The sequence below is a fragment of the Streptomyces sp. NPDC048277 genome (assembly GCF_040652235.1).
In the GTDB taxonomy this organism is placed as follows: Bacteria; Actinomycetota; Actinomycetes; order Streptomycetales; family Streptomycetaceae; genus Streptomyces.
Genome location: NZ_JBEZLQ010000009.1, coordinates 150,388 through 170,101, shown reverse-complemented (window position 1 = coordinate 170,101; position 19,714 = coordinate 150,388). Strand labels below are relative to the sequence as shown.

General features: G+C 72.6%; 16 protein-coding genes and 2 pseudogenes. 11 read left to right on the top strand and 7 right to left on the bottom strand.

The window, feature by feature from the left end; all coding sequences use genetic code 11:
* Positions 1–60: 60 nt before the first annotated feature.
* Entirely contained in the window at positions 61–834 is a 774-nt protein-coding gene (locus tag AB0D85_RS21165) for a GntR family transcriptional regulator (RefSeq protein WP_362322272.1), read from the top strand.
* A gap of 152 nt (positions 835–986) precedes the next feature.
* Here the strand turns inward: AB0D85_RS21165 and AB0D85_RS21160 are convergent, their stop codons facing one another.
* The 3 genes from AB0D85_RS21160 to AB0D85_RS21150 form a co-directional block, all read right to left on the bottom strand.
* The gene (locus tag AB0D85_RS21160) at positions 987–1,481 is read right to left on the bottom strand and encodes a DUF2231 domain-containing protein (protein WP_362322270.1); all 495 of its coding nucleotides are present in this window, start codon (positions 1,479–1,481) and stop codon (positions 987–989) included.
* Between the two features lie 80 nt (positions 1,482–1,561).
* Positions 1,562–2,329, bottom strand: coding sequence for a hypothetical protein (locus AB0D85_RS21155; protein ID WP_362322268.1), 768 nt, complete (start codon positions 2,327–2,329; stop codon positions 1,562–1,564).
* A gap of 168 nt (positions 2,330–2,497) precedes the next feature.
* Positions 2,498–4,198 (bottom strand): PucR family transcriptional regulator ligand-binding domain-containing protein, encoded by a 1,701-nt coding sequence (locus AB0D85_RS21150; protein ID WP_362322266.1) that lies wholly within the window; start codon positions 4,196–4,198, stop codon positions 2,498–2,500.
* A 374-nt stretch (positions 4,199–4,572) separates the two neighbouring features.
* Between AB0D85_RS21150 and AB0D85_RS21145 the strand changes: the two genes are divergently transcribed.
* Genes AB0D85_RS21145 through AB0D85_RS21135 form a run of 3 tightly spaced genes read left to right on the top strand, consistent with a single transcriptional unit; the run spans position 4,573 to position 8,359 of the window.
* Positions 4,573–5,463, top strand: coding sequence for an FAD binding domain-containing protein (locus AB0D85_RS21145; protein WP_362322264.1), 891 nt, complete (start codon positions 4,573–4,575; stop codon positions 5,461–5,463).
* Positions 5,463–5,972, top strand: coding sequence for a (2Fe-2S)-binding protein (locus AB0D85_RS21140; RefSeq protein WP_362322262.1), 510 nt, complete (start codon positions 5,463–5,465; stop codon positions 5,970–5,972). Before AB0D85_RS21145 ends, AB0D85_RS21140 begins: the two co-directional genes overlap by 1 nt.
* Positions 5,973–5,977: 5 nt before the next feature.
* Entirely contained in the window at positions 5,978–8,359 is a 2,382-nt protein-coding gene (locus AB0D85_RS21135; protein WP_362322260.1) for a molybdopterin cofactor-binding domain-containing protein, read from the top strand.
* A gap of 124 nt (positions 8,360–8,483) precedes the next feature.
* On the opposite strand, the pseudogene AB0D85_RS21130 reads toward AB0D85_RS21135, so the two are convergent.
* A pseudogene (locus tag AB0D85_RS21130) lies at positions 8,484–10,113 on the bottom strand (IS200/IS605 family accessory protein TnpB-related protein).
* Between the two features lie 215 nt (positions 10,114–10,328).
* Between AB0D85_RS21130 and AB0D85_RS21125 the strand changes: the two are divergent.
* Complete coding sequence (locus AB0D85_RS21125; protein ID WP_362322258.1) at positions 10,329–11,789, top strand: NCS2 family permease; 1,461 nt, start codon at positions 10,329–10,331, stop codon at positions 11,787–11,789.
* Positions 11,790–11,844: 55 nt separating this feature from the next.
* A complete protein-coding gene (locus AB0D85_RS21120; RefSeq protein ID WP_362322256.1) occupies positions 11,845–13,002 on the top strand; it encodes an XdhC/CoxI family protein in 1,158 nt (385 codons plus the stop codon).
* 182 nt (positions 13,003–13,184) lie between these two features.
* Here AB0D85_RS21120 and AB0D85_RS21115 read toward each other — a convergent pair whose 3' ends face one another.
* Both AB0D85_RS21115 and AB0D85_RS21110 read right to left on the bottom strand, forming a co-directional pair.
* Positions 13,185–13,838 carry a Crp/Fnr family transcriptional regulator gene (locus AB0D85_RS21115; protein ID WP_362322254.1) on the bottom strand — a complete coding sequence of 218 codons (654 nt, stop codon included), beginning with the start codon at positions 13,836–13,838 and terminating at the stop codon, positions 13,185–13,187.
* 136 nt (positions 13,839–13,974) lie between these two features.
* Positions 13,975–14,415, bottom strand: a complete 441-nt coding sequence (locus AB0D85_RS21110; RefSeq protein WP_362322252.1) for an SRPBCC family protein — start codon at positions 14,413–14,415, stop codon at positions 13,975–13,977.
* 156 nt (positions 14,416–14,571) lie between these two features.
* On the opposite strand from AB0D85_RS21110, the gene AB0D85_RS21105 reads away from it, so the two are divergent.
* From AB0D85_RS21105 to AB0D85_RS21085, 5 genes and pseudogenes are all read left to right on the top strand, one after another.
* Positions 14,572–15,630: a DUF2278 family protein gene (locus AB0D85_RS21105; protein ID WP_362322250.1), complete on the top strand. Its 1,059-nt coding sequence runs from the start codon at positions 14,572–14,574 to the stop codon at positions 15,628–15,630.
* Between the two features lie 111 nt (positions 15,631–15,741).
* On the top strand, positions 15,742–16,974 hold the full coding sequence (locus AB0D85_RS21100) for a cytochrome P450 (protein WP_362322248.1): 1,233 nt from the start codon (positions 15,742–15,744) through the stop codon (positions 16,972–16,974).
* Between the two features lie 136 nt (positions 16,975–17,110).
* Positions 17,111–17,752 carry a phosphoribosyltransferase family protein gene (locus tag AB0D85_RS21095; protein WP_362322246.1) on the top strand — a complete coding sequence of 214 codons (642 nt, stop codon included), beginning with the start codon at positions 17,111–17,113 and terminating at the stop codon, positions 17,750–17,752.
* Between the two features lie 15 nt (positions 17,753–17,767).
* Positions 17,768–18,190, top strand: a complete 423-nt coding sequence (locus AB0D85_RS21090) for a TIGR03668 family PPOX class F420-dependent oxidoreductase (RefSeq protein WP_362322244.1) — start codon at positions 17,768–17,770, stop codon at positions 18,188–18,190.
* A 90-nt stretch (positions 18,191–18,280) separates the two neighbouring features.
* Positions 18,281–19,105 (top strand): annotated as a pseudogene (locus tag AB0D85_RS21085) (serine/threonine-protein kinase); the annotation flags it as partial.
* A gap of 367 nt (positions 19,106–19,472) precedes the next feature.
* On the opposite strand, the gene AB0D85_RS21080 reads toward AB0D85_RS21085, so the two are convergent.
* The gene (locus AB0D85_RS21080; protein ID WP_362322611.1) at positions 19,473–19,661 is read right to left on the bottom strand and encodes a hypothetical protein; all 189 of its coding nucleotides are present in this window, start codon (positions 19,659–19,661) and stop codon (positions 19,473–19,475) included.
* Positions 19,662–19,714: the final 53 nt, after the last annotated feature.

Below are 19,714 nucleotides of genomic sequence, written 5' to 3'. Positions count from 1 at the left end.
GACGGACAAGTAACAACCCGCCGTTAATGACCCAAGTGCCGACGACCCGGAGGAGGACCCGTGAAGCAGGACGCGCACGCGGCTCCCGCCGAGACGGCCAGGGTGCCCGCGCAGACGCGGTCCGAGGAGGCGGCGGTCAGGGGACCCGGGCCCGGGTACGCCACCGATGCGCCGTCGGCCCGGGGCGAGCACACGCACAGTGAGCGGCCGATTCCGCAGCCGCGGCCGGCCGTGCAGCGGGCGTCCGTGCGGGGGCAGATCCTCGACGCGCTGCGTACGGCACTGGTGAGCGGTGAGCTGGCACCGGGCGAGGTGTACTCGGCGCCGGCGCTGGGGGAGCGGTTCGGGGTCTCGGCGACGCCCGTGCGCGAGGCCATGCAGCAGCTGGCGCTGGAGGGCGCGGTCGAGGTCGTGCCCAACCGCGGGTTCCGGGTGGTGGAGCGAGGTGCGCGGGAACTGGCCGAGCTGGCCGAGGTGCGGGCGCTGATCGAGGTGCCGGTGATGATGCGGCTCGCGCGCAATGTGCCGGCCGAGCGGTGGGCCGCGTTGCGGCCGCTGGCCGAGGAGTCGGTGCGGGTGGCGGCGACGGGGTGCCGGGCGACCTATGTGGAGGCCGACAGGGCGTTCCACCGGGCGGTGCTGGCCCTCGCGGGCAACGAGCAGCTGGTGCAGATCGCGGAGGACCTGCACAGGCGGGCTCTGCCGTTGCGTGGGACTCGGGCGGGGTTGATGTCGGACGCGGCGGAGCACTTGGCGTTGCTGGAGGCGTTGATCGCGGGGGAGTTGGATGCGGTGCGGGCGTTGGTGACGGGGCATTTCGCCGACGCGGGGTGAGGCGGGCCGACGGGGCTTCGCCGTAGGGGTGCGGATCGTGTGCCGGGTGCGGGTCCGTTGTGGCCGATCGCGCAGTTCCCCGCGCCCCTGAAGGGGCGCGGGGAACTGCCGGCGCCGGTAAGCGAAACCCCCGCGCCCGGCGAAGGCCGTTCTCAGTTGCCCTGGGCCGTCTTGTCGTACGCGTCGTGCCACGCGGCCTTCGCGCCCGAGTCGCCGATCCGGTAGACGTCCACGACCGCACCGGCCGCCACGGCCACCGACAGCACGCCCACGGCGATCCGCACCGGAAGGGCCGACAGGCGTGCGTTCCCGTTGCCCTCCGCTGCGCCGCGCCGGGTCGCCCACCACACGACCGCGGCCAGGACGAACAGGCCCAGCGCCCACGGCAGCAGTCCGTCGCCCAGCTCGGTGTGCCGGCGGACCAGGGAGTCCTCGGTCACATGCCGCTCCAGCCATTCGCCGGCGCTGGTCGCCAGCGGCACGCTGACCAGGGAGACCAGGGCGAGTGCGGGGAGCAGCACGCCCAGCCGCCGGGCCGCGCGCGGCCACACCGCGGCCGCCACCAGGGCGAGGGCGGTCAGCGGGACCAGGACGACGACGATGTGGACCAGCAGGACATGGGCCGGCAGGCCGTTGACAGTGCTCATGGCGAAGCGCTCCTGAGGGGGATGATCGAGGCGCGCGCCAGAGTGGCACAGCCAACTCTCAGTTTCCTCTGAGGTGGGTCTCAGGCGGTCGCCGCTCCCGGGGCGGGCGGTGTCAGCTGCCTCGCCAGCCAGGTCGGAACACCCCCCAGCAGCCTGAAGAGCCTGCCCGCCTCCTCCCGCAGCCGGGATGCCTCCGGCTCCGACTCCGCGTCGGCGAGGGACGCCAGCGCCGGTGCCGTACCCACCAGATAGCCCAGCTCCTCCCTGATCCGCAGCGACTCGGCGAAGCCGTGCCGTGCCTCGCTCAACTCACCGTCCCGCAGGGCCAGTCCGGCCAGGTGACGCCAGGTGAAGGACAGCAGCAGCGGGTCGGCGTGGGCCGTGGCGGCGGCGTGGGCCCGGCGGTAGGCGGCGCGGGCCGCCTGCGGGGAGCGGGTCAGGTTCTCCGCCAGCAGACCCCGGCGGAAGTCGAGCAGCGCCCTGCCCGGCGCCCCCGGCGGGATCAGCGCCGCCGCCCTGCCGAGCGCGGCACGCGCCTCGTCGGCCCGGTCCCGCACCCCGTGCAACGTCGCCGCGTAGGCGAGTTGGCCGCGCTCGCAGGCGGCCGCCCCGCGCTCCTCGTCGGTGCCCGCCTGCGCCTCCGCCGTCCGCAGCGCGTCCTCGGCCTCTTCCCAGCCGCGCTCGGTGTACAGGCACCGTTCGACCATCAGCCCCGCCCGCTGCAGGGAGAAGGCCGGTGTGTCCGACGGCAGCAGGGCCGCGGCGTCGGCCCAGCAGGCCCGCGAGCGCAGCCGCCATACCGCGGTCTGGAGCGGATCGTCACCGGCGTTCGTTCCGTTCCCAGACATGGCGGAATACGCCACGTTGCCCTCCCCTAGCGCGCCGTCGAGCAGTGAAGTGGTGGCCGCATTCCAGCACCGATCGCCGCGCGGGGCCAAGAGGGTGGGTGAATAATTTCACAAAGTCGTGGGACGGCGAGGGCACTTGGCGGTCGTCCGTCGCGCGCCCGCGTGACCTCAGCTCATCCGCAACGCCAAGAAGAAATCGAGCTTGTCCTCCAGCCGGGAGAGGTCCCGGCCCGTCAACTGCTCGATCCTGCCCACGCGATAGCGCAGTGTGTTGACGTGCAGGTGGAGGCGGGTGGCGCAGCGGGTCCAGGAGCCGTCGCACTCCAGGAACGCCTCCAGGGTCGGGATCAGCTCGGCGCGGTGCCGGCGGTCGTAGTCCCGGAGGGGGTCGAGGAGGCGGGCGGTGAAGGCGCGGCGGACGTCGTCGGGGACGAAGGGGAGCAGGAGGACGTGCGAGGCCAGTTCCTGGTGGCCCGCCGCGCAGACCCGGCCGGGGCGGGCGGCGGCCACCCGACGGGCGTGCCGGGCCTCCTCCAGGGCCCCGCGCAGGCCCTCCGCCGAGTGCACGGCCGCGCTGACGCCGAGGGTGACCCGGCCGTCGTCGTCGAGGCCCCCCGCCAGCGGCTCCCGTACGGACTCCAGGAGCGCGTCGGCGAGGATGCCGGACTCGGAGCCGTCGTGCTCGGCGGAGACGGCGGGAAGCGGGACCAGGGCGATCGCCTCGTCGCCGGTGTGGGCCACCGCTATGCGGTCGGAGGGTTCGGGACCGGTCGCGAGCGGGTCGACCAGGATCTCCTCCAGGAGGGACTGCGCGACGGGGCCGCCCTCGACCTCGTCGCCGTCCCACTCGACACGGGCGACCACGACCTGCCAGTGCGGGGCCGCGCCGAGGCCGGGCAGCAGGACGGGGGCGGCCACCCGCAGCCGGGCGGCGATCTCCGCCGGTGCCGCGCCCGTCTGCACCAGCTCCAGCACCTCCTGGGCCAGCCGCCGCCGCACCGTGCGGGCGGCATCGCGGCGGTCCCGCTCCACGGCGATCAGCTGGGTGACGCCCTGCAGCAGGTCGAGCCGCTCCTCGGGCCAGTCACCGGCGTCCGCCTCCACCGCGAGCAGCCAGTCCGACAGGACCGTCTCGCGCACGTCCCGCGCGCCCTGCGGGGAGCGGCCTCCCCCGGCCGCCGCCGGGAGGTGCCCCCAGTTGCGGATCGGGAAGAGGGAGTAGGTGGTGCCGTCGAGGAGGACACGGTGCGGGCCGCGGCGGCCGGTACGGGTGGCGGCCAGATGCTCGGCGGCCAGCCTGGCGCAGACGTCGGCGGGCAGCGCCGGGCCCGCGACCTTGGAGCCCGCGATCAGACGGCCGGTCGGGGACAGCACCCAGGCACGCAGGTCGAGGTCGGAGCCGAGCAGGTCCAGGACCACGTCCGGGCCGCCGCCCGCCGGGCCCGAGGTCATCATCCGGCGGTGCCGGTCGACGACGGCCGCGAGGTCCCCGGCGCGCTCGCCGCTGACCTGCCGTACGACATGCTCGGTGATCGTCGCGAACGCCACCGACTCATGGACCGCGAAGAGCGGCAGACGGTGGCGCGCGCAGGCCACGATCAGATCGTCCGGGATGTCGCCCAGCTCCGCCTCGCCCGCCGCCAGCGCGACCACCTTGGCCTGCACGAGCAGTCGTACGAACGGCTCGGAGTCCGCCGCGTCCCGGCGCCAGGCCAGGCCCGTCAGCACCAGCTCGCCGCCCGAGAGGTAGCGGCTGGGGTCGCGCAGATCGGTGGTCATCACCCCGCGTACGGTGCGGTCCAGCTCGTCCTCGCCGCCGAGCAGCCGCAGGCCCAGCGCATCGGTGTCCAGCAGTGCGCGCAGCCGCATCTCGTCGCCGCCGTTCTGTGTCTCGAAATCTACGATGAATCGTGGAGAGTCTCCGGGGAAGCCCCCCGGCGGGCGCCTCCGCGGGCAGTGACCGAGAGCTGCCGGACCGCCACCGGTGGTCGCCAGGGCGTTGCCTGCGTTTCCACAGGAAAACCGAGAGGTTACTGATGGCCTCCGTTCATACGAATCTACAAGATGGCCGTGCTGGCCAGCCAACTCCTTCATGGTTTCGGTGACTGACCCCACTGGAGTACGGGGCGGTGTACTGGCCTCATTCCGCGTTAACAGGACATGAACGAGCCGGGCCCGCCGCACACGGATTGGCTCAATCCGCACGACTCACGAGACTCACGAGACGGAGAAGAGAGCCGGTCATGGACTTCCTACGCCCCGCCAGCTGGGAGGAGGCGCTCGCCGCGAAGGCGGAGCACCCCACCGCTGTGCCCATCGCGGGTGGCACCGATGTGATGGTCGAGATCAACTTCGACCACCGCAGGCCCGAGTACCTCCTCGACCTCAACCGCATCGGCGATCTCTACGAATGGGAGGTCGGCGAGGACAGCGTACGGCTCGGCGCCTCCGTGCCCTACACCCGGATCATGGAGAACCTGCGCGCCGAGCTGCCCGGTCTCGCCCTCGCCTCGCACACGGTCGCCTCCCCGCAGATCCGCAACCGCGGCGGCGTCGGCGGCAACCTCGGCACCGCCTCCCCGGCCGGCGACGCCCACCCCGCGCTGCTCGCGGCGGGCGCCGAGGTCGAGGCCGAGTCGGTGCGCGGCTCCCGGCTCATCCCGATCGACGCGTTCTACACCGGCGTGAAGCGCAACGCCCTGGCGGCCGACGAGCTGATCCGCGCGGTGCATGTGAAGAAGGCCGACGGGCCGCAGCAGTACTCCAAGGTCGGCACCCGCAACGCCATGGTCATCGCCGTGTGCGCCTTCGGGCTCGCCCTGCACCCCGGGACGCGGACGGTCCGCACGGGGATCGGCTCGGCCGCCCCCACCCCCGTACGGGCGAAGACCGCCGAGGACTTCCTGAACGCGGCGCTCGACGAGGGCGGCTTCTGGGACAACGGCAGGATCATCACCCCGTCGGTCGCCAAGCAGTTCGCGGACCTGTGCGCCGCCTCCTGCAACCCCATCGACGACGTCCGGGGCACCGCGAGCTACCGCCGCCACGCGGTCGGCGTGATGGCCCGCCGGACCCTCACCTGGACCTGGGAGTCGTACCGCGGCACCGCTCTTCAGAAGGGGAGTGTCGCCTGATGCGCGTCAACTTCACCGTCAACGGACGTCCGCAGGAAGCCGACGACGTCTGGGAGGGCGAGAGCCTTCTCTACGTGCTGCGCGAGCGGCTCGGGCTCCCCGGCTCCAAGAACGCGTGCGAGCAGGGGGAGTGCGGGTCCTGCACGGTCCGGCTGGACGGGGTGCCGGTGTGCTCGTGCCTGGTCGCGGCGGGGCAGGTCGAGGGCCGCGAGGTCGTCACGGTCGAGGGGCTCGCGGACCTCGCGCGGGAGCGGACCGGAGAGCCCGAGTCCGGATCCGGTGAACTCTCGCCGATCCAGCAGGCGTTCATCGACGCCGGCGCGGTCCAGTGCGGTTTCTGCACCCCGGGCCTGCTGGTCGCCGCCGACGAGATGCTGGAGCACAACCCCAACCCGACCGACGCGGACATCCGCGAGGCGCTGTCGGGCAACCTCTGCCGCTGCACCGGCTACGAGAAGATCATGGACGCGGTCCGCCTCGCGGCCGCCCGGCAGGGAGAGGCGGTCTGAGCGGCATGACCAACGGCGCTCCCACGAAGATCACCCAGGGTTCGCGGACCGGCGGCGGCATCGGCGAGTCCACGCTCCGCCCGGACGGGATCCTCAAGGTCACCGGCGAGTTCGCGTACTCGTCCGACCTGTGGCACGAGGACATGCTCTGGGGCCAGATCCTCCGCTCGCCGGTCGCCCACGCCGAGATCGTGTCGATCGACACCAGCGAGGCACTCGCCCAGCCCGGCGTCTACGCCGTCATGACCTACGACGACCTCCCCACCGAGGTGAAGAACTACGGCCTGGAGATCCAGGACACCCCGGTCCTCGCGCACGGCAAGGTACGCCACCACGGCGAGCCGGTCGCCATCGTCGCCGCCGACCACCCGGAGACCGCCCGCCGCGCGGCCGCCAAGATCAAGGTCGAGTACCGGGAGCTCCCGGTGATCACCGACGAGGCGTCCGCGACCGCCCCGGACGCGGTCCTCGTCCACGAGGGCCGCGACGACCACCACATCGGCCATGTCCCGCACCCGAACATCGTGCACCGCCAGCCGATCGTCCGCGGCAACGCCGACGAGGCGGCCAAGGGGGCCGACGTCATCGTCAAGGGCGAGTACTGCTTCGGCATGCAGGACCAGGCCTTCCTCGGCCCCGAGTCCGGTCTCGCGGTGCCCGAGGAGGACGGCGGTGTCCACCTCTACATCGCCACCCAGTGGCTGCACAGCGACCTGCGCCAGATCGCGCCCGTGCTCGGCCTGCCCGAGGACAAGGTGCGGATGACGCTGGCCGGCGTCGGCGGCGCGTTCGGCGGCCGCGAGGACCTGTCGATGCAGATCCACGCCTGCCTGCTGGCCCTGCGCACCGGCAAACCGGTGAAGATCGTCTACAACCGCTTCGAGTCCTTCTTCGGGCACGTCCACCGCCACCCCGCCCGGCTCTACTACGAGCACGGGGCCACCCGCGAGGGCAAGCTGACGCACGTCAAGTGCCGGATCGTGCTCGACGGCGGCGCCTACGCCTCCGCCTCCCCGGCGGTCGTCGGCAACGCCTCCTCGCTCGGCATCGGGCCGTACGTCGTCGACGACGTCGAGATCGAGGCCATCGCCCTCTACACCAACAACCCGCCCTGCGGCGCGATGCGCGGCTTCGGCGCGGTCCAGGCGTGCTTCGCCTACGAGGCACAGATGGACAAGGTGGCCGCGCAACTCGGCATGGACCCGGTGGAGTTCAGGCAGCTGAACGCCATGGAGCAGGGCACGATCATGCCGACCGGGCAGCCGGTGGACTCGCCCGCCCCGGTCGCCGAACTCCTGCGCCGGGTCAAGGCGATGCCCCTCCCGCCGGAGCGCCAGTGGGAGAGCAGCGAGGGCGCGGACCTGCGGGAGCTGCCCGGCGGTCTGTCCAACACCACCCACGGCGAAGGCGTCGTACGGGGCATCGGCTACGCGGTCGGCATCAAGAACATCGGTTTCTCCGAGGGGTTCGACGACTACTCGACCGCGCGGGTGCGGTTGGAGGTGGCCGGCGGTGAGCCCGTCGCGGTCGTGCACACCGCGATGGCGGAGGTCGGCCAGGGCGGGGTCACCGTCCACGCGCAGATCGCCCGCACCGAGCTGGGCGTCGCCCAGGTGACCATCCACCCGGCGAACACCCAGGTGGGTTCCGCGGGTTCGACCTCGGCCTCCCGGCAGACGTATGTCACCGGCGGCGCCGTGAAGAACTCCTGCGAGCTGGTCCGCGAGAAGGTCCTGGAGCTGGGCCGCCGCAAGTTCGGTACGTACCACCCCGCTTGGGCCACGGCCGAGCTGCTGCTCGAAGGCGGCAAGGTCGTCACCGACGCCGGCGAGGTGCTCGCCGATCTGGTGGACGTCCTCGGTGACGAGGCCGTGGAGATCGAGGCGGAGTGGCGGCACCGGCCGACCGTGCCCTTCGACCTGCACACCGGGCAGGGCAACGGCCATGTCCAGTACAGCTTCGCCGCACACCGCGCGGTCGTCGAGGTCGACACCGAGCTCGGCCTGGTCAAGGTGATCGAGCTGGCCTGCGCCCAGGACGTCGGCAAGGCGCTCAACCCGCTCTCCGTCGTCGGCCAGATCCAGGGCGGTACCACCCAGGGGCTGGGCATCGCGGTGATGGAGGAGATCATCGTCGACCCGAAGACGGCGAAGGTCAGGAACCCCTCCTTCACGGACTACCTGATCCCGACCATCCTCGACACGCCGACCATCCCGGTCGACGTCCTCGAACTCGCCGACGACCACGCGCCGTACGGGCTGCGCGGCATCGGTGAAGCGCCGACGCTGTCCTCGACTCCGGCCGTGCTCGCGGCGATCCGCAACGCGACGGGCCTGGAGCTGAACAGGACGCCGGTCCGTCCGGAGCATCTGACGGGCAACGTCTAGGGCCTGTGGCGGCACCCCGGCGCCAGGCGACTGCTCGACCCACGGCCGGCCCGGCGTTGGTCAGCAGGTCCGCACCACAGGTCGTCTCGGGCCGTCCCCCGGGTCGTGCACATCCCAACCGTTCCTAATGACTGAGTGGGAGTGAGTCCTGTTGCCAGAACCTATGCTCAGCCGAACGCCCCGGACGGTGTTGGGCGTTCTGGTCGACCGCGTTCGCTCCGCGTCCGGGCGGCACGGATCGTGTCCGTGGTCCGGGAACGCGGGGGCGGTTTCCCTCACGCCCCGGGGCCTCCGGTCGGGCCTGGACGGTCCGATGCCCGCATCCATCGCTCTGGTGGGTGCGGGGCGGTGCCGTCCGTCGCCTGATCGGGTGTCCCAGGGCGCGTCTTCCGATCGCCACGGCGGCTGTGTCGTGGCGGGTGGTCTTTCTGCTCGTGCGGGTAAGGGGCTTTTGCCAGTGCTGGGCGCCCCACTGGCTGGTGTAGGCGGGGTCGACGGCGATGACGGGGATGCCGAGTTCGGCCGCCATGCCGACCAGTCGCGCCCGCAGCCTGGCCACCGGCATGCCGGAGATCAGCTTCCGGAAGCGTTTATGGCCTCCGTGTTTCTCGCGGGTCTTCTCCGTCTGGAAGTCGAGGTTCTCGACGGCGATCGCGAGGCCGTGGCGTTTGGCCCAGTGCAGCAGGCGGATCAGGGCGTGTCTGACCTGGGCGTCACGGTGCGAGGCGGTGCTGCCGAGGTCGTAGCCGAAACGGAGAGGCTGGCCTACGGGGTTGCCGTGCCGGTCGAGGCGCCAGGCGGCGAGGTGGTCGGCGTTGGTGTCCACGCCGACCAGGCCGTTCGCGCGGGCCGTGTCCAGCGGTACCGTCCTGGTCGGTGGGATGGTCCAGGACGCGGTCAGGTACCAGCGGCCACGCTGCACGTCTTCGTGGATGCGGTAGGCGACGGCCCGATTGGCGGTGACGCGGTCGACCCACTGCTCGCCCCGGTGCGCGAAGCTCACCCGGCCGGTGAGGACGTACCGGCCGTGCGGCGCGTTCGCCAGATAAGCCAGCGGCGCGGGGAGCCTGATCGAGACCTCGCCGTCGGGGGTGACACGGAGAGTCTCGTTTCCGTACCGCTTCCCGGACTCGCCGTCCGCCTGGAGAAACCTGCGTCCGGCCTGCCACCGGTGCCGCCACTCCTCTTCGGCGAGCCCGGCCGCCTCAAGGTGGTGGCCGGGTGTTCAGCAGCCGCTTGCCGCCGCGCACCACACGCACGATGCCGGCCTGCCAGTCGGTCTGCGCCGCCTTCAGCCGGTCTTCAAGCAGATGCAGGCGGCGGGACTTGGCGAACCACTCCTTGCTGCTGCGATATCCCCCTGGCGCTCGTTTGGACCCTTTCTCGCCGAGAGGCAGGGACAGCCGGTGCCTGATCGTGCGCACGCCCGCCTGGAGGGCGTGGATGTGCGCGAGCAGGCCGCGCCGGGCCAGCGCCCACTGGTCGTGGGTGGCCTTCGTGAGCGACCCAGCCCAGCGCGAGGACGACTCCTCGCTCAGAGCCCGCTTGCGCTCGGCCCACAGCTCGCCGTCGTGGTCCAGCCCGGCTGCACACCGTGCCTTCAGGTCACGGGAGGCCAGCGACCCGAGCAGGTCGCCGGCCAGGCACAGTACCTTCTCGTCCTCGCCGGTCAGACCCTTGAGCCGGGTATGGACCGTGACTCCCGAGGGGCCGGGCACCACGAACGGTGCCGCCACCTCCCGCAGTCCACCCACCCCTGTCACCCCCGGCCGGTGTCGAAGAAATCCGTCACCACACCCAACGACTGCCCCTGGTCAAGGTCACGCATTCGATGCGAGAACTCTCGTTCCCCACTGCGGGAGTGTGCCTGGACTGCCGGGAGGCTCACCCATGCGTGTCAGAGGGCACTCAAGTGCCGTCAACCGCCACTCACTCACACCCGCCCCTTTGAACCTTGGGAGACGGCACCATGGCCCAGCAGTCAGCGGAGCCCAGGACCACACCCGAGGACGCGGGAGACGGCACCCGCGTCCCGGCCGGACGGTCCTGGCTCGACCGGTACTTCCACATATCCCCGCGAGGATCCTCCGTCGCGCGTGAGGTCCGCGGCGGCGTCACCACCTTCATGGCGATGGCGTACATCCTCCTGCTCAACCCCCTGATCCTGTCCGGCAAGGACGCGGCGGGCGACACGCTCGGCCAGAAGGCGCTGATCACCGCGACCGCGTTCGCGGCGGCCTTCACCACGCTCCTGATGGGCTTCGTCGGCAAGGTGCCGCTCGCCCTCGCCGCCGGCCTCTCCGTCTCCGGGGTGCTGTCCTCGCAGGTCGCCCCGCAGATGACCTGGCCGCAGGCGATGGGCATGTGCGTGATGTACGGCGTGATCATCATGCTGCTGGTCGTCACCGGCCTGCGCGAGATGATCATGAACGCGATCCCGCTCGCGCTCAAGCACGGCATCACCATGGGCATCGGCCTGTTCATCGCCCTCATCGGCTTCTACAAGTCCGGCTTCGTGCACCAGGGCAAGGCCACCCCGGTCACCCTCGGCCCCGCGGGCGAACTGGCCGGCTGGCCGGTGCTGCTCTTCGCCGGCACCCTGCTGCTGATCTTCATGCTCCAGGCGCGGAACGTCCCCGGCGCCATCCTGGTCGGCATCGTCAGCGGCACGGTCGTGGCCGCGGTCCTGAACGCGGCCGGGGTCATCGACCCCGGGCAGTGGGCGAGCGGCGCCGCCCCCGAACTGCACGGCTCCGCCGTCTCCGTGCCGGACTTCTCGCTCTTCGGGCACGTCGAGTTCGGCGGCTGGGGCAAGGTCGGCGCGATGACGGTGGCGATGATCGTCTTCACCCTCGTGCTCGCCGGGTTCTTCGACGCGATGGCGACCATCATCGGCGTCGGCGCGGAGGCGCAGCTGGCCGACGACAGGGGGCGGATGCCGGGGCTGTCCAAGGCGCTGTTCATCGACGGCGCGGGCGGTGCGATCGGCGGGGTGGCCGGCGGCTCCGGCCAGACGGTCTTCATCGAGTCGGCCACGGGGGTCGGCGAAGGCGCCCGTACCGGTCTCGCCTCCGTCGTCACCGGCCTGCTCTTCGCGGCCTGCCTCTTCTTCACCCCGCTCACCGCGATCGTCCCGCAGGAGGTCGCCTCCGCCGCGCTCGTGGTCATCGGCGCGATGATGCTGATGAACGCGCGGCACGTGGACTGGGCCGACCGGGCCACTGCTGTTCCGGTGTTCCTGACGGTCGTTCTGATGCCGTTCACCTACACGATCACCACGGGTGTGGCCGCGGGTGTCATCTCCTACGTCGCCATCAAGGCAGCTCAGGGGAGGGCTCGGGAGATCGGGGCATTCATGTGGGGCCTGACAGGGATCTTCCTGGTCTATTTCGCCCTCCATCCCATGGAGAGCTGGTTGGGCGTGAACTAGCCCGGCCGCTCCTCACCAGAACCCGCCACGCAACCGCTCTTAAGGAGACCGAGAGATGCTGGACATCGCCGAGGCGCTGAACCGGTGGGTCGCGGACGGCCGTGACTTCGCCGTTGCCACCGTCGTGGCCGTCGGTGGGAGTGCGCCGCGGCAGCCCGGTGCCGCTCTCGCGGTGGACGCCGAGGGCACCGCCGTCGGCTCGGTCTCCGGAGGGTGTGTGGAGGGTGCCGTGTACGAGTTGTGCCGGCAGGCGCTGGAGGACGGCGAGACCGTTCTCGAGCGCTTCGGGTACAGCGACGAGGACGCCTTCGCCGTCGGCCTGACCTGCGGCGGCGTCATCGACATCCTCGTCACCCCGGTACGGGCGGACGGTCCCGCCCGGCCGGTGGTCGCGGCCGCGCTGGCGGCCGCCGCGCGGGGGGAGGCGGCGGCGGTCGCGAGGATCGTCACCGGGCCGTCGGAGCTGCTGGGCCGGGCCCTGCTCGTGGACGCGGACGGCTCCCACGAGGGCGGCTTCGGCGCCCACCCCGAACTGGACCGCACGGTCGCCGCCGAGGCGACCGCCTTCCTGGACGCGGGCCGCACCGGCACCCTGGAGATCGGAGAGCAGGGCTCGCGCTGCGGAGCACCGCTCACGGTCCTGGTCGAGTCGTCCGTCCCGCCGCCCCGGATGATCGTCTTCGGCGCGATCGACTTCGCGTCCGCGCTGGTGCGCGTCGGCAAGTTCCTCGGCTACCACGTGACGGTCTGCGACGCGCGGCCCGTGTTCGCCACGCGGGCCCGCTTCCCCGAGGCGGACGAGATCGTCGTCGAGTGGCCGCACACCTACCTGGAGCGGACGCAGGCGGACGGCCGTACCGTGCTGTGCGTCCTCACCCACGACGCCAAGTTCGACGTGCCCCTGCTCCGGCTCGCGCTCCGCCTCCCGGTGGCGTACGTCGGCGCGATGGGCTCCCGCCGCACCCACCTGGACCGCAACCAGCGGCTGCGCGAGGTCGGCGTCACCGAGCTGGAGCTGGCCCGCCTGCGCTCCCCGATCGGCCTCGACCTCGGCGCCCGCACCCCCGAGGAGACGGCCCTGTCGATCGCCGCCGAGATCGTCGCCAACCGCCGGGGCGGCAGCGGGATCTCCCTGACGGGAGCGCACACCCCGATCCACCACGACGCGACATCAACGCCCGTCCCGGCGCGGCGGATCGGGTCGGTGGCCTAGCTCCCCCTCGGATTGGCCACAGGCGTGCTCCCCCGGAGCGCCCGGTCCGTTCCCCCGATTGCCGTACCGGTCCGGGCGCCAGGGGTTGATGGAAGCGCGTTCACAGCCGTCGTACAGCGTCAAATGACGCATTCGGCGCGGGGAGTTCCGTTCTCATGCACCGGCGGTGCAACAGCGTCGGGTCATTCCTCGGCCCAGCGTCGTAACCCCGCCAGGTCGAGTACGACGGTGCGGCCCCGGCCGGTGGCCACCAGGCCCTCCTGCTGCATGGCCCGCAGACAGCGCACCACCGACTCCCTGGACGCCCCGGTGGCGGCGGCCAGTTCGCGCTGGTTGACCTGGACGGAGACCGCGCCCGGCAGCGTCTCCGGCGCGGCCGAGCCGTACTGGACGGCGAGTTTCACAAGGAGGCCGGCGACCCGAGCCCGGGTGGTGCGGGCACCCTGTTCGGCGCGCAGCCCGTCGGAGTCCCGCAATCGGCCCACGACACTGCGCAGCACCGACAGGCAGAGGCCCGAGTCGCGCTCCAGCAGCCGTACGAAGGCGTCCGCGGTGACCACCACGCCCTCCGTGCGGCGCATCGCGGTGACCGTCGCGCCCCGGACCCCGCCGTCTATGCAGGCGAGTTCGCCGAGGAGTTCACCGGGGCCGCGCAGGGCGAGCAGGCTGGTGTAGCCGTTGGCCGAGTCGACCGTCGCCTTCACCAGGCCGCCGGTGAGCAGCACGACGGAGTCGGCCTCCTCGCCCTCCCGCATCAGTATCTCGCCGCGAGCCCACCCGTGCGGGCGCCCGGCCTCCCGCAACAGCTTCACTTCCCCGGGCGAGAAGAGCGCCACCTCCGAGCCTCCCGGCCATGTCGACCCACGGTGACCGTTCGGCACCGGAGGGCCACTGTCCATCGTGGGGCCGCGCTCTGCCAAGGGCCGCGGGCTCCACGCCGTCGCCGTCGGGGCCGCCGGAGCGGCGCCCCGATCACGGTTTCCGGAGCAGCGCGTTGACGGCCCGGCCGAAGACCGCGCGGGCCGTCCGGCGTACCAGCGGGTCGAAGGCCGACGGCAGTCCCCGGATCCGCAGTTCCTCGTGCCACACCACTCGGGTACGGCCGCCGGGGCCGGGATGCACCTCCAGTTCGGCCCAGCCGCGTACGACCCGGCCGTGTTTGACGAGGCGGCACCGGCCGGGGCCGCCGTCCTGCGGGGGATGCCAGACGGTGACCTCCATGGGATCCTCGAAGGACAGCGGTCCGAGACCGGAACGCGCCACGAAGACCGTGCCCTCGTGGGTCGGGGGATCGGTGAGCACGGTGATCCGGGTGAGCGGGACCACGTCGGCGTGCCGGGACCACTCCGTGAGCCGGCGCCACGCCTCGTCGATCGGCAGTGGAGCCGTGCGTTGGAGGAGGAAGTTGACCACGGCACGATCGTAGGGAACCGGCCACCGGTTACGGGACGCGCACCGAGTGTTCACAGGACCGACAGAATCGTCCAACCCGGGCCGGCCGCGGTCCGGGCACCGTACGATTCCCGCCATGGCGGGCAAACCGCCTGCCTTCACGGGGAGTTGGTCATCATGCCGTTGAAGACCTATGGCGTACTGATCACACGGGCTGTCGACACCCGGCGCGAGGGCGCCGCCGACACCCCGCACTACCAGATCCACCTCACGGACGACGCCGGCGTCCGCCCCCACTCTCGGCTTCGCTCGAGCGGGGGGACCCCCTTCCGGGCCGCCGTCAACGTCCTGTCCCAGCAGACCCCCGCCGACCTGCTCTATCTCGTCGACGACGACTTCAAGCACCCGATCACGGCCCGCCTGGACGGCCTGACGAGCGGTTGGAACACCCTGCCGTCCGGGCCCGGCGGACCGAACCTGGACTTCGTGCGCGGCAACCTGTTCGACCCGGCCGGTATGCGCACCCTGCCGGCGGACGCGAGCGGTCCCGACAACGATCTGGCCGACCTCCTCGACCACTACGTACGGCGCGCGGTCGACGACCCGGCCGCCCGGCTGTACGTCTTCGGCGAGCGCTTCGGCCCCGAACCCACCGTCAAGGACAAGGTGTTCGGCTTCCTGCCCGGCAACGGCGTGCACGACATCCATATGAACCAGGGCAACAGCGGCCGCTTCACCAGTGATGACGGGGTCTGGCAGGACGGCGGGCTCCTCATCCGCTTCCCGGGCGACGGCCAGGGCCAGGAGCGCTGGGTCGGCATCTTCCTCGCCTTCCAGAGCCAGGCCTGGCACACCGACGACGTCACCGGCCACACCCTTCCCGACGTCGACACCTCCCGTCCCGCCCCCGGCGACCGGCCGGTCCGGATCGTCGCCGCGCTGGTCAACCCGGCCGGCCCGGCCCCCGAACGCGAGTCGGTCACCCTCCTCAACGCCTCGCCCGCCGCGGTCGACCTCACCGGCTGGCGCCTCCTCGACCGCATCGGCCAGGCCTCCCCGGTACCGGCCGGACCCCTCGACCCCGGCGCCAGCCTCGCCGTACCGCTGTCCGACGGCGCCCGACTCGGCAACCACGGCGGCGAGATCACCCTCCTCGACGCGGCCGGCCTCAAGGCGCACGGGGTGTCCTACACGGCCGAGCAGGCGTCCCACGAAGGCTGGTGGGTCGTCTTCTGACCGTCTCCGACCGTCGTACGACAGGACGTCGCACGGCCCTGTCGTGACGGCGCGGCGGTACGGCACCATGAGCGCGGTCCGTACCGCCGTCGTCGTCCCGGGGGGCGTCTCATGGAACGCGAACTGCACGACCGACTCGACGAACTGATGCGCGAGCCCTATCCCCTCTACGCGCGGGCACGGGAGGCGGAGGGGCTTCTCCACGTCCCCGAACTCGGCGCCTGGCTGGTCGCCCGGGACGCCGACGTACGAGAAGTGCTGCGCCGCACCGAGGAGTTCTCCTCGGCGAACGCGTTACGGCCGGACGTCATGCCCTCGCCCGCCGCGCTCGCGGTGCTCGGCGGCGGCTTCGGCGCGGGGCCGGTCGTGGTCACCTCGGACGGCGAACTGCACCAGCGGCTGCGCGCCCCGCTGGTGCGCGCGCTGTCACCCGCCCGGGTCGCGGCGGCCGTACCGTACGCCCGTGAGCGCGCCGCCGCCCTGGTCGACGGGTTCGTCAAGGACGGCCGGGTGGAGCTGATGGCGGCCTACGCCCGGCGGCTGCCCGGTGACGTCATCGGGCGGATCGTCGGGCTCGACCCCGCCGACGTGCCCCTCGTCGTGCACGGCGGCCACCGCGCCGAGGAACTGCTCTTCCGGCCGCTGCCGGAGGAGGAGCAGATCGCCGCCGCCCAGGACGTGGTCGCCATGCAGCACGCCCTCGACCGCTGCGCCCGCGACCGCTACACGCACCCCCGTGAGGATCTGTGCACGGAGATCGTCGCCTCCGTGACCGGACCCGGCCACGCCGAACTCCCCCTGGAGCAGCGGCACGAGGTCGTGGCCCACCTGCAGAACCTGCTGATCGCCGGGCACCTGACCACGACCGCGCTGATCGGCACCACCGTCCTGCACCTGCTCGGCCGCCGGGACCAGTGGGAACTGCTCCGCGAGCGGCCCGACCTGATCCCGGCGGCCGTCGAGGAGGCGGCCCGCTACGACGGCGCGCTCCAGGGCTTCCGGCGGGTCACCACCCGGCCGGCCACTCTGGCCGGCACCGAACTCCCGGCCGGGGCCGAGCTGTTCGTCGCCTTCGGCGCGGCCAACCGGGACGCCTCGCGGCACCCCGGCCCCGACACGTTCGACATCACCCGGTCCGCCCCCGCCCGCCACCTCGCCTTCGGCTTCGGCGTGCACTCCTGCGTCGGCGCGCAGCTCGCGCGCGAGCAACTCCGCATCACTGTCGAGGAGTTCACCCGCAGGCTGCCCGGACTGCGCCTCGCGGACGACCACCCGGTCACCATGCGGCCGACGATGATCCACCGCTCGCCGGAGGAACTGCACCTCACGTGGTCGGCGGCTTGATCGAAAGCGGCCTGCCGGGATGGCGGACACGGTTTATAGAAAATACGTTCGAAGTGGTCGGGGAGAACTCGGCCCTGGACGCCTCCCGGTGTGACCATGGAAGAAGGGGACCGACCTCGCCCGGAGAGGACGACCCATGCGCTATCGGGACCGTGCGCAGGCCGGCCGCGAACTCGCCGCCGCGCTGGGGAAGCTGCGCGACGAGGACGCCCTGCCGGACCCCGTCGTGCTGGCGCTGCCCCGGGGCGGCGTGGCCGTGGCCGTGGAGGTCGCCCGGGAGCTCCCGGCCCCGCTCGACGTGCTCGTCGTACGCAAGATCGGAGCCCCGTCCCACGAGGAGTTCGGCGTCGGCGCGATCGCCGGGGACGATCCGCCGCTCCTCGACCGCGCGACCCTGGCCCACCTGGACCTGACCGAGGAGTCCCTGGCCCCCGTGGTGGAGCGCGAGCGGCAGGAGCTGCGCCGTCGTGAGCGCCGGTACCGGGAGGGCCGTCCGCCGCCCGAGCTGCGCGGCCGTACCGTGATCGTCGTCGACGACGGCCTGGCCACCGGCTCCACCGCCCGCGCCGCCCTGCGCCACGTACGGCGCCGGGACCCCGCCAGGACCGTGCTCGCCGTCCCCGTCGGCGCGCCCGACTCCCTCGACGCGCTCGCCGCCGAGGCCGACCTCGTCGTCTGCCCGTACCGGCCGGCCTTCTTCAGCGCGGTCGGCCAGTGGTACGACGACTTCGGGCAGCTGACGGACGACGATGTGCTCGAAGCGCTGCGCGGGGTCTGACCGGGAGGTGGTGCCGTGCCGGAGCTGGCCGGGGAGGAGGCGCGGCGGCGGTTCGCCGCGGCCAGGGTGGCACGGCTCGCGACCGTCGACGAGAGCGGTCGCCCCCATCTGGTGCCGGTCGTCTTCGCGCGGTACGGCGCCGCCGGGCTCGTCACCGCCGTGGACCACAAACCCAAGACCACACCCCGCCTCAAGCGGCTGCGCAACATCGCCGCGCGGCCGTCCGTGTGCCTGCTCGTGGACGCGTACGACGAGAACTGGGACCACCTGTGGTGGGTCCGGGCGGACGGCGACGCGCGGGTGGTCCCCGCCGACGCGGCGCTCGTCGAGCCGCTGTGCGAGAAGTACCCGCAGTACCGCGAGCGGCCTCCGGGCGGCCCGGTCGTCCTCGTCACCGTGTCCCGCTGGACCGGCTGGCAGGCGGCCGAGGCCGGGTGAGGCCGGGTGAGGCCGAGTGGGGCCGTTTCGCGTGAGTGCCGTACCGCTGGATACGATTCGTACAGCTGTTGGCCGCTATGGGGTGGTCAGATGATGGCGACGCGCATCGCGGGCTACGAGGTCCGGGACGAGATCGGCCGGGGCGGAATGGCCGTCGTCTACCGGGCGACGGATCTGCGCCTCGACCGGACCGTGGCCCTGAAGCTGCTCGCCCCGGAGATGGCCCGCAACGACACCTTCCGCCGCCGTTTCACCCATGAGTCGCGGGTCGCCGCCGCCATCGACCACCCCCATATCGTGCCGATCTTCGAGGCCGGTGAGGCGGACGGTGTGCTGTACATCGCGATGCGCTACGTGTCCGGCCCGGATCTGCGCGCGCTGCTGGACAAGGAGGGCGTGCTCCCGGTGGACACGGCCCTCCGTATCGCCGCCCAGGTGGCCTCCGCGCTGGACGCGGCCCACGAGCACGACCTGGTGCACCGGGATGTGAAACCCGGCAACGTCCTGGTGGCGCCGGGCACGGACAGCGAGCACCCCGAGCACGTCTACCTCACGGACTTCGGGCTCACGAAGAAGTCGCTGTCGCTGACGGGGTTCACGACGGTCGGACAGTTCGTCGGCACGCTGGACTACGTGGCCCCGGAGCAGATCTCGGGCCGCCCGGTGGACGGCCGGTGCGACCTGTACAGCCTCGCCTGTGTCGTGTTCGAGATGCTCGCCGGCGGGCCGCCGTTCGTCCGGGACGAGGACATGGCGCTGCTGTGGGCACACCAGTACGACCGGCCGCCCGCGCTGAGCGAGGTGCGCTCGGGGCTGCCGCCGAGACTGGACGACGTGTTCGCCAGGGCCCTGGCCAAGGCCCCCGAGGACCGCTACGGCTCCTGCCTGGAGTTCGTGGCCGAACTGCGCACCGCCGCGCACGACGCCGGGCCGGGCGAGCGAACCCCGGCGCCCCCGGCCACCCACGGGACATCCACCGTCGCCGGGGAAACGGCCCCTGCGACTGCCGACGGGACTCGCATTCCCGGGAGGGACACGGACCCTGCGGCTGCCGCCGGGACTCGCATTCCCGGCGGGGAAGCGGACCCGGCTGCCGCCGGGACCCGCACCCCCGGCAGGGGCACGGACCCTGCCGCCGCCGGGACCCGCACCCCCGGCAGGGGCACGGACCCTGCCGCCGCCGGGACCCGCACCCCCGGCCGGGACCCCGGACCCGCCCCGCGCCCGCCCGGCTGGGCCGGCCCGGTGTTCGGTCGTCGGCGCCGCTCCGGCCCCCTGCGTGTCAGCCCCCGGTGAGGGACTGCTCGGCCCGGACGGTCTTCCCGGTGCCGGCGTGCCGGGTGCCCCAGCGCCGGGTGAGCTGCCCGACGAGCAGCAGTCCGCGTCCGCCCTCGCCGAAGGTGCGGGCCCGCCCGGCCCGCTCACCCGGGGTTCCCGCGCCCGCGCCCGCGCCGCGCCCGTGGCGCTCCACCCGACAGGATCCGCCGTGCCGTGACAGCGTGGGTACAGCGGCCCGCACGGTGT